The organism is Nostoc sp. UHCC 0252 (assembly GCF_034931145.1).
GTDB lineage: Bacteria > Cyanobacteriota > Cyanobacteriia > Cyanobacteriales > Nostocaceae > Nostoc.
On the sequence record NZ_JAYGHE010000005.1, the window covers coordinates 83,013 to 96,928 of the forward strand.

The 13,916-nt window shown below is 42.1% G+C and carries 9 protein-coding genes; 2 read left to right on the plus strand and 7 right to left on the minus strand.

Annotated elements, in window-relative coordinates:
• Positions 1 to 222: 222 nt before the first annotated feature.
• Together VB732_RS04905 and VB732_RS04910 are read left to right on the plus strand one after the other, a co-directional pair.
• A complete protein-coding gene (locus tag VB732_RS04905) occupies positions 223 to 525 on the plus strand; it encodes a hypothetical protein (protein WP_069069453.1) in 303 nt (100 codons plus the stop codon).
• Between the two features lie 277 nt (positions 526 to 802).
• Entirely contained in the window at positions 803 to 967 is a 165-nt protein-coding gene (locus VB732_RS04910; protein WP_323229720.1) for a hypothetical protein, read from the plus strand.
• Between the two features lie 72 nt (positions 968 to 1,039).
• Here VB732_RS04910 and VB732_RS04915 read toward each other — a convergent pair whose 3' ends face one another.
• The 7 genes from VB732_RS04915 to drmA form a co-directional block, all read right to left on the minus strand.
• Entirely contained in the window at positions 1,040 to 1,642 is a 603-nt protein-coding gene (locus VB732_RS04915) for a hypothetical protein (protein WP_323229721.1), read from the minus strand.
• A 145-nt stretch (positions 1,643 to 1,787) separates the two neighbouring features.
• The gene (locus tag VB732_RS04920; RefSeq protein WP_323229722.1) at positions 1,788 to 4,106 is read right to left on the minus strand and encodes a GmrSD restriction endonuclease domain-containing protein; all 2,319 of its coding nucleotides are present in this window, start codon (positions 4,104 to 4,106) and stop codon (positions 1,788 to 1,790) included.
• 280 nt (positions 4,107 to 4,386) lie between these two features.
• Positions 4,387 to 5,394 (minus strand): PD-(D/E)XK nuclease family protein, encoded by a 1,008-nt coding sequence (locus tag VB732_RS04925; RefSeq protein ID WP_094353457.1) that lies wholly within the window; start codon positions 5,392 to 5,394, stop codon positions 4,387 to 4,389.
• Between the two features lie 11 nt (positions 5,395 to 5,405).
• A complete protein-coding gene (locus VB732_RS04930) occupies positions 5,406 to 7,616 on the minus strand; it encodes an ATP-dependent helicase (protein WP_323229723.1) in 2,211 nt (736 codons plus the stop codon).
• Between the two features lie 147 nt (positions 7,617 to 7,763).
• Entirely contained in the window at positions 7,764 to 8,561 is a 798-nt protein-coding gene (gene drmC, locus VB732_RS04935; RefSeq protein WP_323229724.1) for a DISARM system phospholipase D-like protein DrmC, read from the minus strand.
• Entirely contained in the window at positions 8,561 to 10,447 is a 1,887-nt protein-coding gene (locus VB732_RS04940) for a DUF1998 domain-containing protein (RefSeq protein WP_323229725.1), read from the minus strand. Before VB732_RS04940 ends, drmC begins: the two co-directional genes overlap by 1 nt.
• Positions 10,447 to 13,902: a DISARM system helicase DrmA gene (drmA, locus tag VB732_RS04945; RefSeq protein WP_323229726.1), complete on the minus strand. Its 3,456-nt coding sequence runs from the start codon at positions 13,900 to 13,902 to the stop codon at positions 10,447 to 10,449. The genes VB732_RS04940 and drmA overlap by 1 nt, the downstream gene beginning before the upstream one ends.
• Positions 13,903 to 13,916 lie beyond the last annotated feature (14 nt).

A 13,916-nucleotide genomic window follows, 5' to 3' on the forward strand; every position in this document is an offset into this window, starting at 1 on the left:
GTATTACACCCTATCCACTATTTCTGGCTATTCCTGAATCGGTATTCTAGCCATTATAAATAACGGAACTATTTTAACTATATCTGCTTACGCAGATTTAGAGTGAATCAAGAGTTTAAAACCCGCTTAATTGGGTTTTATTGGTGTGTCTATAAACTCTGTGACTAACAAATACCTGATGTAAAAAATGAGTTTTAATATTTACATATTTGAGGTGCATTAATGTCTAATCCCCGGATTTTAGGGGCAAGAGAAATTCATCTAATTTCACTCTACAGTCACTGGGAATTTGGTATGAAACCAGAAGAATTTTATGCCAAATGGGATGTGAGTTATGAACAAATTGCCTTAATATGCTGTCGTTCCGATTCTACGGTCAGAGGTTGGTTTAAGCAAGGTAAATTTAGACGCTATCCTCAGCCTAATGATTTACGGCATTTGGCATTCATGGACTTTTTACTGGAACATTTTGAAGAAGTTCCCGAACAACTTTGGCAATTGCTATGTCTGACTCATTCGCCTTGATATGAATAACATTTCTCTTCTACATATAGCAATCCGGTTTGATTACTGAAAGGTTTTTAAAACAAAAGCTTTGCCCTGCAAGGTTTTCAGACTCAGTATACTTTCAAAATTCCAGTCGGAACGCTATATATCTGTCCAATAAATCTAATACACACATAAGTCTAATTGTCAATATCAATTTGACCTGTCTTTGAGTATACCTCCTCGTTTAAGGTAAAATTTGGCGATTTAAAACTACATAGCATGGTTATTTTACAGCATTTTTAAGGGGTAGAATATGACTTATTCTGAGCAATTAAAACCGTGGTGTATTGTCCGTGATATTCCCAATCAAGAAAATATTGTTGTGAAAAGATTCCGCCGACGTGATGATGCTGTTGCTTATCTGCAAGTGTTGAAGCAGTCAGCGAGAGATATTGCTTTTAAAATCATTTTTAAGTGAAAATTCACTTCCACTACACCCACCAATTTAAAAACTGGAGAGCAATCATTTATGAATAGAGGGTAATGTTGGCTAATCAATTGGTTCTTTGGTGCAATGTAGATAATTTGAATTAACCCATCCTGACAAACCATTAACTCTAGTATTGGGCCCTTGAATTACACTTACATAAGCCCATATACCTTCTTGTTCCTTCAATAAAACATTATTACCATTATTAAGACCTGCCCTAGATTGTCCATTCGGACTATCACGAAGTGCCAGTTGCCCAGATTTAATATTCACTACATCACAAGAAGTTGCCCACTTCAGAGTCGCTACATTTTCTGTGATTGCTACTAGTTGACGGCGTAATATCTGCTTATCTTTGTTATAAATATTCAAATACATTCCTTCATTGGCATTTTCACGCCAGGAAACTGAATAAGTATAATCGCCATTTTCCCAAGTAATACCTCGATAGCCGTTATCACGCCAGGATGTTCCGTAGTCTAAGTCGATACATTTACCCTGAACATCACAACCTCTGTAGGTTTTGCCATTTTCCCCATCATCCAAAGTAATGGTAAATTCTCCAGCACGGTAAGTATCTGCTTTTGCATGAGTAGCAGTTGCTCCAATCAAGGAAGCAGTCATAATTGCAGTCAAAAAGAATCCTTTTAAGCGTTTAATCATATTTACCTTTGGAATTTTCTGATAATGACAAAAATCTTTTTTAATTCGTTACTTTGTTGGTATTCGTTCACCGATATTAACCTAGTTACTGATATTTTCAGAAGATTAGATAATTTCTGCGATCGCTGAAGGATTTATATCTGGTTTATACCCAACCTAAATCCTCTAAAGCTTGACTAACCTGCGGACGTAATTGCCAGTGCCATTCTCGTTGAGTAGTAGTTTCGGTATCTTCCAGAGTTTTCCAATAACCAGAAGCCAACATTAGTGACCAGAACGGTTTACCATTGTCGTCACGTTCAGGTGGCAAATAGTTTAAGTAATTTGCAAGCAGTTCTGCTATTCTGGCGTATTGGAGATTTGCACCACCAAAATGCTCATATTCAGCTGCCTGTGATAACCCAGTTGCAGTGATAGTTTGTCCAAGTGCATAATAGTGAGCTTTGAGCATAAGTTTATGGCTATCCGTCAGTTGGCTCCTGATGGCTACAAAAGCTTGCTTATAATCGTCCACTGTCGGAAAATCAATAGCTAAAACCTCTTGGATAACATAGCTTTTGAATGTGTCTATGTCCGTAAAATAGCGATAACCAAGACGATTTGCAGCTGATTCTATTTCCTTATCTGCATCAATTAGCAGGGCAATTGGTTGACTTTTCCCTGACTGCAAGCCATTGGGCCACGCTAAATCAAGTACTGCACTCACTATTCCTGTGGAATCAGTAATTTCGTACATCAATTCACCAATCGGCAATCCCTGCTTCTGTACCCATGCATTACATTCTTCTAGAACTTTTTCGTCAGTCAGTGGTACAACCGCAGTGGAGATTTCAACGACTTCTTGCTCTAAGATTGAATCTGTCACTTTTGGTTCTGGAATATCCCCAGCTAATAGACTATTCAAAAAGCTATTGGCAGCTTGAGCTAGAAGATCGCGACGTGCGGCTAAGAAATAATGGTAGTTTTCAATTTGCCACAAACTGCGTTCCATCGGTATCCAGTGCGTTGCAATCGCATCGGGTTGGATTTGCTCGAATGCCTCGAAATACTCTGAAGGATGTCGGTTTGAGACTTTGAGGTTGGTTTCTTGGGTTAGAAAAGTGAGGTTAGCGATCGCATTAACTTCGGATTTTGGGTATCCGCCTTTATAAAGTAGCGACTTGGGGAAAATATGATGAACTTGCAAGCAGCTATGCTTACCTAGAAGATGTTTGGATAGTTCAATGCCACTATCCCAATCTTGTGCTTGATGCACGCGGGTAAGCATATAAAGTAAGGGGTAAAACCTTGCTCCCATACCCCAGCCTTGAAAGTCAATAGCTTTGATTTCCAAGTCCCCGCGATTTTGTCGTAGGTTGGCGATGAGTTGGTCTAGCGGGTTATCTTCAGATTCCAATACGTGTAAATCTTGGGTTAAAACACTCTCAGTTGAACCTGCGTACCGTCCCCACAGTAAAGTATGTACATACCAGTACAATAACTTGTCGCGTTCTTTGTGATCTCTAAGATGTCCGCCACGCCCAACAAGGTAGCGCACCATGACAGGAAAGGCGTAAATGCCGCCCAGTACGCGATTGTGGTCGAGTCCAAGCCGACCAGAAATCAGGTTGAGCAGCGTATCAATAGCTTTTTCTGCCTTGTATAGCCCGTCCTGAAATGTCACAGTCTTGACATCTTTGAGTGCGGAAAACATTGCCTCTCCGGTGATAACTGCATTGATGCACCGGAGCAACCACTCCAAACGAAACTCAAACCCTGCTTTTTTCCATTTTGTGAGGCGTGCTTTGAGTTCGTTGCGAGCATCAGGCCATTGAGCGCAAATTTTTGCTAGTGCTAAATCACCTTTAGATAGCTTGGTTCCTCCACTGTTGACAGTGTTGAAAATTTCCACAACTACATCAACTGTTTTATCTTCACCACTGACTTCTTCAATATGCAAATTGATATTTTTAATGCCTTCAAGCTTATTCAAACTATTAATGTAAGTGGTCAATTTAGGAGCCAGTTCTGAAACTTTTAGTAACCGCTGAATAAAAATTCCTACACCTTGTTGCATCAATTCAGTGACATTCACCCACAAAGGGTTCTCCTTCATTTTCAGGGGAGCGTAAAATTCAAATATTTCTTCCTCCAAGTGAAAATGCAAACCAGTGAAAGCTTCCACATTGCCATCAAAAAACTGAGGCGGTTTGCCCCGCACGATCCCATAGAAGGAGGTGATGCGCTGTTGCCCATCTAGTAGCAGTTTAACTGAACCCGTAGAAAGCTTCCCATCGCCACGAGCATGGTCAATTGCTTGTTCAGTTTTAGTTTCCCACACTAATAAGCTACCGATGGGATGCCTGCGATATAGTGAATTCATTAAACCGCGCACTTGATCGCGATTCCAAACGTAACCCCGTTGGAATTCTGGTAGGGCAATACTGCCCATGTCAATTTGGTCAAGGATAGTAGTAATGTTCATAGGCTATTTTTGCTCTTTTGTTACAAGTTCTATAACCGGGTATTTACTTAAAAAATCAGATACTTTAAATGATGAGATAATATTTGGATTGCCTTGAAAAAGCTGATACATCATTGCTTATTACATTCTGATATGGTTCCTATATCAATATTTTTTTACTATTGCACTATCATCAATTGCCTAAAATATCAACTAAATAAACTGCTATCCTACTCCCTATCCTTGAACCATTGGTAACAAACAAGTTGCACCTTTTCTTGCTAAATTCTTATTAGTTCAGCTATGGATATATAGGTTTTACCCCCTTGCCACCATTAGGAGTTTTGCAATACCAACGTAAATCACAGCTTTTACAATCTTGTTCACTAATATCGCCCGGAGCGGGAGCCTCCCATTTGTTAGTACAACGTGATTGTTCAATCTGATTTACCGTCTTAGTAAACTCATTTATCGCCACTTGAATTTCGCTAGGCTCAATACTGACTTCCACAAGAGCATTAACGGGACGTTTAGATGGGCAGGTAGATCCGTCAAGTTCGTTAAGGAAATACAAAACCGCTTTTCGTGGCAAAACGCCGTGCTTGCGTTGGTAGAGATAGGCATAAACTCGCATTTGGAATTCATACGTCTCTAAGTCTTTAGGCTTTAAACCAACGCGACTACTACCTTTGTAGTCCCACATCTCACAGTTTGCAGGGTCTAAGTTTTCATCACTTATATCTACAAGCAGATCCACAACTCCATGAAGAACATGATTAGTCTGATCTGCCTGCAATCTATGTTCTGTGTCTTTAACGCGTGGATAAAGTGTCGGGCCTTCGAGAGCATTGAAATATTGGAGAATCTTTACAGCTTGAACTCGCGTATCCGATCTAATAGCCAGAATTCCTTTGCTATTCAAACCATTCTCAACCTGAATAAAATACCTGATAATATCGCTTGGAGGTGATGGTACTGCTTCCCCAGTCTTCTGTGCGCCTTTAACTTCATTAAAATAGTCACGAATCTCTTCTTCACTAAGAGTAAGTCCATTATCAGGAAGCAAGCCTTTGTTTGACGGATCAACTATTCCATGATAATGGGCATGACAGCGATCTAAAACTTGGTGAATTATAGTACCGAAGTAAGTTTGAGTTTGCTGGGCAGGTGCATATTTGTGAACATTAAAAGCACCATACTGACGGGCGCAGCGCCGAAAAGAAACGACATCTTGAGTAACACTGTATCGGCGTTTCACCACAGTATTATTAGATAGAGGTACAGAAATCCCTTTAAATGGTTTTGTCATAAATAATTTATTCAAATTACGAGTGTATTTTGTCGAAAATTAGTGTAGTTACGTCCAGGTGCAGCTACATGATTTTTAATATGATCTTGTGTGCCAACTAAAATTAGACCATGCTGTGCGCGTGAGTAAGCTACATATAGTAAACGGATATCATCTTCAACCGCCAGTAATTCTGGAGTTCGTGTATTTCTAGGATAAATATCCTGCCTAAATGGTTCTAAATCTCGCTCCAGAATTTGTGCGGCTCCAACCTCTCCTCTTTTACCCAGTTGTCCAACTAAGACAAAAGGAAACTCTAAACCTTTAGCTTGGTGAATAGTCATTACTGGTAGATACCCTTGGGGTACAATTACTTCTTCATCTTCGTCATCATCAATCCCAGCGTCTATCAGGTAGCTTATAAACATGCTGTAAAAACGATGCAGAAAACCTGGATCAAGATCAGTTCCATCTGAGTTTGAGCGCAAACCATCTAATTTAAAACTGTGATATCCATCAAAAAGACGACTAACCTTAGAAAGACGTAAATTTCTTACAGGTTCTTGTTGCCATGTTTGAAATGGTTCTAGGGCGAGAATTCGATAGATAATTTCTAGAAGATTCAGGTTTAGAAAAACACTTTGATTGTTGAATGCACACAACTTTGGCAGTTCTTCATTACTACGTTTTAAGTAGTCATCTAATTGTTGTGTGACAACATTAGATTTACTTCTAACTATATCCAATGTTTTAAACCATTCATCAATCGTTGCAACCCATGAGAAAGGTTTTCCAGTTGGATCTTTGTATTTGTAACTAAAAGTGTGTTTTCTATCAATCACCTGTACCAAAGCAGCAAGTAAACACTGCACTTCTTCGCTTTCCATAAATGACTTTGAGCGAGGATTATAAACGGGAATATTATGTTTCTGAAATGCAGCAAGATACAATCCGGCGTTGTTTTTTGAGTCTTTAGCACTACGCATCAGCAAAACACACTGGCTAAAATCAGATATGATTCCATCACCTATTAAGTGGTTTTTGATTAAACTGGCAACAGCATCTGGTAAATTACCTGCGTTTTTCTGAGTTATCCAAGAAACAGCAGGGTATGAGCCAGTAATGGAAGATGCTGCATTGACTGGATTTTTACCGGGCGCACGTACCCCAGAAGTTTTCATTTCTGGAAAAGAAGTGATGTAGTCGTTAAAAAAATTAACGATACTAGAGTGAGAACGGTAGTTTTTATCTAGTTGAATTTGTTTAGGAGATACACCGAAGGCTGCTAGGCAAGCTTTGTCAAAATTAACCATGCAAGATACATTTCCACCTCGGAAACGGTATAAAGCTTGATCATCATCCCCCACTACGGTAATACTGTGTGGTGTCTGGTTAGCAAGGGCAAGATATATCTGCTCTTGGATTGGATTAGTATCTTGGTATTCATCAACGAGTATGTGCAGCAGTGGAAGCTGATTTTGACCATCTCCCTCTAAAAATCGTTTACTAGCAGAAGAGGTTAGGAATTCAAGAAAGCAAGCTTGAAGATGAGCAAAGTCACAACGATATTTATCCCGCAATGCTTGAGTATATTGCTGGTAAAAACCTGCAAGAGTTGCCCAGTTTTCACCAGCCAAAATCATCTTTTGGACATCAACATAATCTTCTACAATATGGTTAAAAAGTGTGACTGCTGCCTTAGCACGCTTCCACTTGTTAGGAGGATATTTTTTGTCTCTCCAATCACGAACAGCATGAGCAAACTGTGTCCAGAAGTTTAAATCTTGATGATCTGCAATTGAAGCATGACGATAAACAAATAGATCCTGTTCTACCTGATCGAGAAGTCGAACATTTTGATATTTCGGATAACGGTATTCTTGGAGGATGTCATTACATAGGCTATGCAATGTCCCTATCCTTATCTCTGCTAAGTCTACGTCTCGAAGACTAGAATCAGCGTTCTGTAATGCTACCAAGTAAGTAGCCAATCTGTCTTCAAGGTTACGCGCTGCCTTTTGGGTGAAGGTGGTTAACAAAATTGAGCGTGGTTTAACCCCATCTACACAAAGCAGTTTTAAGGTGCGTGTAACCAATACCTCACTTTTCCCTGAACCTGGCCCTGCTATCAGCCATAAAGAACCTCCGCTATACTCTACAGCTTCCTTCTGTTTGTTATCCAGGTCATAACCACGAGCATTAGATTGAGCAATACACGAATGAAAGGTAGTTAAGTTAATCATTTATAAGAGTTTTAGGTTAAACATTAAATAAAGTTCATCCACTAAGCTAGAGTTCCGAGTTGAAGTTGTTTTATTGATGTAATGATGCAGTAGTATTTGTGATTGTCTTAAAAAAGCTAATAGGTCATAACATCTTGCTTAAAATAGTCAGATTCCAGGAATCCGACATAGTATATTTCTTGTAACCAAGCTTTCAAATTGCATTTGTAAAGCAATAGCCGTTACTGGGTCATTAAGTAATACACCAGCTTCGATATTGCGCTCGTGAGCCGCTTCTGTAAAATTAGCGGATGTCACAAGCACACGCTGCTTATCTACAACAACACACTTGGCGTGTAAACAAGCTTTTGATTCCACACCCAGCGTCAGCGATCGCGGATCGTGAAATACTTCAGGTAGTCTTTTTCCTGGCCAAATATCTTGGCGAAAAGTAGTAGCAAATTCTCGTAACAAATCAGATGTAGGCACTTCGCTGTTATGCGGTCGGTTAACATTAAGAAACATACGCACATTTAATTTTGGGTTAGTCTCCATTGCCTCCGCTAAAACTCCAAATAATTCTCGTCCTTTTTGTCTTTTATCAATAGCAAAGCTAGAAATCAGAACACTTGTTTTGGCAGTGCTAAACAACTCGCGCACAACAACACTAGTATCGCGGCTTTGAGAACCAGCAATTTCTGGGCCAGTCCAAACCAAGTCAATGCGATCGCTCACAGCTTGAGATGTACTTCGTTCTTCTGCCAGCAGTCGCAGCGTGTAAGCAATATGCTGAGAATGTACGCCCATAACATTAAGGCGGTTGAGTTCATCAACTATGTCTCGATTTAAAGCCGCAGGGATGTAGTTAGCTACATTGGATATAGAAAAGGGCGGGGAAAGTCTGCCAGTTTCTAAAGCTGCTGCTAAATTAACGAGGGTTGGACGACTGAGGTTGAGAAAACCCATTAAACAAGTACCTGATCTGGAAAGAATTCTGCTCCTAGTCCTTCAACAGTAGCCACAACCAATGCTCTATCGAGAAACTCATTGCGGCGTTCGCAGGAAGTTTCCGCGATCAGTAGGCATCCGTGACAAGCAGATCCGTGTAAAAATCTTTCCTCTTGTACGTTATCTGGTTGATGTTGAGCGCATACTGGATCGTTAGAACAAAGTTTTCCCAACTCTAGGGCAACATTCAAATGTTCTTCAAGTTGATTCCCTACTTGTACAAGTCCTCCTAAAGTCCCCTCAGAACCGGGAGAACCAGTATATAAAAGAATGCCATAACCTGCATCACTGGCATAGATGCGTTCACGAATTGAACTAGCTGCATAACCACACTCCAAAGACACTGCTGTAATCAAGAGGTGTGATAGGGAATGGAGCATAATATAAGGAAGTCCAGGGAAAATGGCTTTTTCAGGGGGAATGCCCTTGCGATCGCGCCAGACATTGAAACCCCTTTCTAATTTTTGCCCCTGTTGTTTAACAGCCTTCCGTTGCTGCCAATCTTTTATCGCTTGTTTGTTGAAGGCAATAAACACCCCTTCGCCTTTATTTTCAATCGCAGGCACCCATTGACGTTCAAAATCCAAATCAGCACGCCGCACATTAATGCTTAAATCATCAATTTCTCCTTCAATATTAGGGATGGATGCCTCAAAACGGGTAAAGCCAACTTGGGCAATCACTTCTCGCAGACGATGCACCAACACTACCTGTTCTATAAATGGCAATAGTGCGGGATTGAAATTATCTAACTTGCGTTTACTAGCATAAAACTCGTCATTAGAAGTACCTATTTCTGCTGAACAAGAAAGTAAGGCTTCAATTTCTACTTGTTTGATGGTTTTAGAATCGCTGCTTCTTCCACTTTGACGGCGTTGAATTTCTGCCCAAACCAACTCTGCTCCAAATTTAGTTAAATCAGCATACTTAGGATTCCTTCTCAGATTTTTTTGTACCTCATCCAAGTCTTCCCAATATTCCAAGTCCTTTAAGTAATAGCGATCTACTACTTGTTTCAATTGCTCATCAGCATCTGGAATCGAAATCACGCTGAGGGTTTGAGCAAAATAAGCATTACTAGCAGAACGTACCAAAAGACGGTTATGTTCTGGTTCGTTGGTTTGGACAATATTACCTGATTTATCTGGGACACAGACCCAACAAGGTTCCTGAGCTTTAGCACCCAGCCAAGGACGATGCCCTTGGCATTGTCCGAAAACTTTGGAATTTTTGGCTTTAGCTATGGAAAGTGGACGACGGGCTTTTTTACAGCCATCACAGCGCACAAAAATTTCTTCAAAGTCATTGCCAGAGCCACCTTCATCTAGCCACAGTTGTCCCCGACAGGTGGTTTTAAAATCATTATGGGCAAAGGCGTACCAGTCTATATCGCTCAGATGTCCATTTATACAAGCTTGCACAAAGCGGACTGGTACGTATGACACGCGCTGTCCTTCAAATTTTGATCCCTCCTTAACTGTTCGCCAATTAGCTAGGGGACGGGTACGGTAATCTTTCCCGTTGAAGCGAATGGTTTGATCGACTTGAGCTACAAACCAAGCAGGAAAAATAAATGCATCCACACCAGTAAGAGGCATATTCGGGTCTGAAGTCTCTCGTGGTGGACTAAATAGTTCGATATTCTTAACTTGCAGCATTTCGCAGACTTTATCTTTCAAACGGTCTTCACGAATGGGCTGCATTTCGCCTTTCCAGTAGGTCAATCCCCCAATTACTACCGAGTATTTAGGTAAATCTACCATCGCTCCTGGGCCAAAGGTTGATAAAAGCTGGCTTTGGCGGATTTCTGCTTGTGGTTTTATTTTATTATTTGACTTCTTCATTAAACCTCTTCCTCTATTTCTAAACCAACAGGGTCACGCACAAAAAGTTTCACTACTGGCTCGACATCCCGCAAGCTGCGTTGGGCTTTGAATTTTTGCCGATCGCTACTTTCTTTGTCCGCCTTGGGGTCAAGGGCATCGAGTAGTAAAGGGGCTGCCATCTCTATTTCATTGCGTTGATATTGTAGGCGTTGGTCTTGCACGGCAATATGTTGCCATGTATCTAAACGATCTATAACTTGTCGCCGGATTTCTTGACGCAGACTTTCGGCTTCATCGGCTTTTAAAGGGCTATGTCCTTCTGCACGTTTAACGATCGCATCCACCACAAAATCTAAAAGCAGGCGATGTTGGGTAATTTGAGCAGCACCTAGAGGCGCTGTCATCTCTGCATTACCTAATCTGGCAAGGGCAACGGTAACACCTGACAAACCCCGATCGATGGCGCGGGGTGAGAAGGGAGTAACGCTACTTGCTTCCACTGTGCGGTAGAAAGTATCATGCCAGATTTGAAAACGTTCGTAGTGAGAGCGATCGCGCGGTCGGTGAATGTTGAGTAAGGTAACGACTAAACCAGGTTTTTCAGCTTCTCGACCGACGCGGCTAGTGGCTTGGATGTATTCAGCAGTGGTTTTCGGCTGTCCTAAAACTACCATCAGCCCTAAGCGGGTGATATCTAGCCCTACGGAAATCATGTTAGTTGCTAGGGCAATATCAACTCTTTCTTTCTCATGAAAAGGTAAAGCTAGACGACGTTTGGTATTAGCAACTTTGTTGGTGCTGATGCGAGAGGTTAATTCTTCTGGTTCATCATCAATTTTGCGATCGCAAAATAAGCTAAACGGTTCTTGATAGCGACGGCGATCGCCATAATGACTCAGGCGCGAGTTTACCTCATCTTCCACTAGGCGGCGACTACCACCCAATTCCCGCAGGGAATTAAAATAACCTAGCAGTGTCATATAAGGGTCAGCAGGATTATGCTGATTTGTTTTTCCGCCGGCATCTTCCCAAGCTTGTTTAGCTGCTCCCAACAGGGCTAAGTATGCTCGTAACAGAACTACCTTGAGGCTGCGTCCTTGGGCTACAACTCCGACATAAAGCCGTCCCGGTGTTTTGGTAATTGGTACGGTTTCGGCAAAAAAGGAGTCGTGGCGATCGGGCCCAGGAGGCGGAAAAATATCTACCTGGCTGTGACTAAACAAAGCTTGAATTTGGCGCTCCGCACGGCGGACTGTAGCAGTGGAGGCAATAATCTTCGGTCGGATAGTTTTATCATTGTGCGTCACACTACACAGAACATCGATAACCGTTTCGTATAATCCCACCATTGTTCCCAGAGGCCCAGAAATCAAGTGCAATTCGTCTTGAATAATCAAATCTGGTGGGGGTAAATTTTTGTCTAAGGCTCGACCTTTGGTTTTAGCATCAGCTGGGCCAGTGAATCCTACTTTTTCATCAAAATGAGTTACCTTGCCAAATAGCGCTCCAGTTTGACCAACCCAAGGCAGATTCGCAAATTTATCAACAGTGGAAATTATGAAGCAAGGAAGCCGTCGATAGATTTGTTCATCTACGGCAACGATGGGTAGGGGATTGTTGCCTTTAAATACACAGGCAGGTTTACCATCTGCGTGTTTTTTCCGATTGTCGCAGATTACCCGCAGGTCAGTAGGTGCATCGGCAAGTGGTAAAAGTTGAAACGATCGCGCTTTCAATTCCGTGCCACACCAAGGACACCTTTCTAGGGGAATCGGCTTTGGTTTATGAGGATAATGCCGATCAAATTCATGAGTCCGCGCCCAAGCTGAATTATCTTTGTCGCCTTTTTTACCCATTTTATTGGGTGTGGCACCCTGCCCAACCCACAACCCAATCTCAAAGGGATGCTTACCTAATCTCGGATTTTGCTGACGTTCTAGTTCTAAGGCACAGACGAGGGTTGCGGCTCTTTCCAATTGGTCTAGGGTCAGGAGGCGCAGAGTGTAGCGCATGAGAACGCTGACACCAGCAGAGTGGATACTAGGATCGCGCAGACGACGCAGCACGAGAGTGAACGCTGCTAACCCTAAATAGGCTTCGGTTTTGCCGCCACCTGTGGGAAAGAACAGCAAATCTACTATTTCCCGATCTGGATGTTCTGGTTGAGCAATGCTCAGGATGTTCAACAGCAGAAAAGCTAGCTGGAAAGGTCGCCACTTCGGTGGTGAAAAGTCTTCAGGGGATTTGTCTGGATTATCGTGAGTTAGGCGTTGTCTTCTAGCAGTTGCTAGGGCTTGGTTAGCAATTTGAAAAGCTTCTAACACCAGAGGATCGTCTAAAGCTTGTAATCCAGCGGCAATGCGTTGCTTAATCCTGCTAGCTGTGGTTAATAATTCACTAGCAATCTTTCCTTGGTGCGGTTCAGTGGGGGCTGCGGCTTGCTGTTGGGCAATCCATTCAGTATATGCAGTCACCATTGGGTAAACCATCTGAGAGATTGTTGCCGCGTCTTTTGCCTTAGCCAACGCTTCCATGCCTAGTTCTAGCCCCGGAATTTCTGCTGGTTCTACTCTGGCCACCTCTGCTGTGGGCATCCAGTTAGTACGAATTTCTTGACAGATATGATTCGAGCTAAGGATAGTAATAGCAGAAACGTTGTGTCCAACAGCATATTCGCAATCGTTGCGGTATTGCAGGCTTGACACAGCTTCGTCCCTGTCTTGGCTGTTTTGCCCCCGCAAGTTAGGGCGGGATACAAAAGCGTCAGCTGTGCGGATGGTGAGGCAGGCTTGAAAAATAAAACTGATGTCGTGCTTTTGGTTGGGATTGTTGCTGCGGTAGTTAACTAAGAATACTGAAACTGAACGCGTACCAACAGGGAGTTTTTGTTGAGGTGATGAAGCTACAGCCCGATTTGACACAAATAACTTTAAGCCGTTGCTGTCTGGAACTTCAATCTGAATTTTTCGCTGATTTCCCAGTAGGGAAATAGGCATACTAATGCAATGAGGGGAGCGTTGCCATAATTCTTGCTTGGCTGACTGGGGATTCTCGCTATCATCTAATTCTGTTTCGCTTTCAAGAAATTGGTAGTCACCCCATTGCACAGTTATATTCAGTTCTGTGGTATTTTCTGGTAGAAGAAAGCTCAAGCCAATGGAAGAAGGAAAGTGAGCTTTACGGGCTGAGGAGGCTTCGGGAGCATTGGCATCTTCATTAGTATCACTGCTACTAAGTTGTTCGAGTGTGTCGTCTGCTGTTTCGTCCGATCGCACTTCAACAGGCGCTCCAAAAGGTACTAAAAAACCTGTAAGATACCACTTAGAAGGAGCTTGGGTGAGGATTTCCTCGGCATATTCAACATCATCAGGGGTTGGCCCCACCAAGTCTAGTTGCATGGCGCGGATTAGATGCGATCGCACTTCGGCAGATGTTGTTTTTACAGGATTTGCAGTCAAAAGATTATCACTCATCTTTTTTGTTTCAT

What these genes read in the sequence shown, in the direction of transcription:
- VB732_RS04940 (WP_323229725.1), bottom strand. Translation starts at nt 10,447, where the DNA reads ATGAAGAAGTCAAATAATAAAATAAAACCACAAGCAGAAATCCGCCAA.
- VB732_RS04910 (WP_323229720.1), top strand. Translation starts at nt 803, where the DNA reads ATGACTTATTCTGAGCAATTAAAACCGTGGTGTATTGTCCGTGATATT.
- drmC (WP_323229724.1), bottom strand. Translation starts at nt 8,561, where the DNA reads ATGGGTTTTCTCAACCTCAGTCGTCCAACCCTCGTTAATTTAGCAGCA.
- VB732_RS04930 (WP_323229723.1), bottom strand. Translation starts at nt 7,616, where the DNA reads ATGATTAACTTAACTACCTTTCATTCGTGTATTGCTCAATCTAATGCT.
- VB732_RS04920 (WP_323229722.1), bottom strand. Translation starts at nt 4,106, where the DNA reads ATGAACATTACTACTATCCTTGACCAAATTGACATGGGCAGTATTGCC.
- VB732_RS04915 (WP_323229721.1), bottom strand. Translation starts at nt 1,642, where the DNA reads ATGATTAAACGCTTAAAAGGATTCTTTTTGACTGCAATTATGACTGCT.
- drmA (WP_323229726.1), bottom strand. Translation starts at nt 13,902, where the DNA reads ATGAGTGATAATCTTTTGACTGCAAATCCTGTAAAAACAACATCTGCC.
- VB732_RS04925 (WP_094353457.1), bottom strand. Translation starts at nt 5,394, where the DNA reads ATGACAAAACCATTTAAAGGGATTTCTGTACCTCTATCTAATAATACT.
- VB732_RS04905 (WP_069069453.1), top strand. Translation starts at nt 223, where the DNA reads ATGTCTAATCCCCGGATTTTAGGGGCAAGAGAAATTCATCTAATTTCA.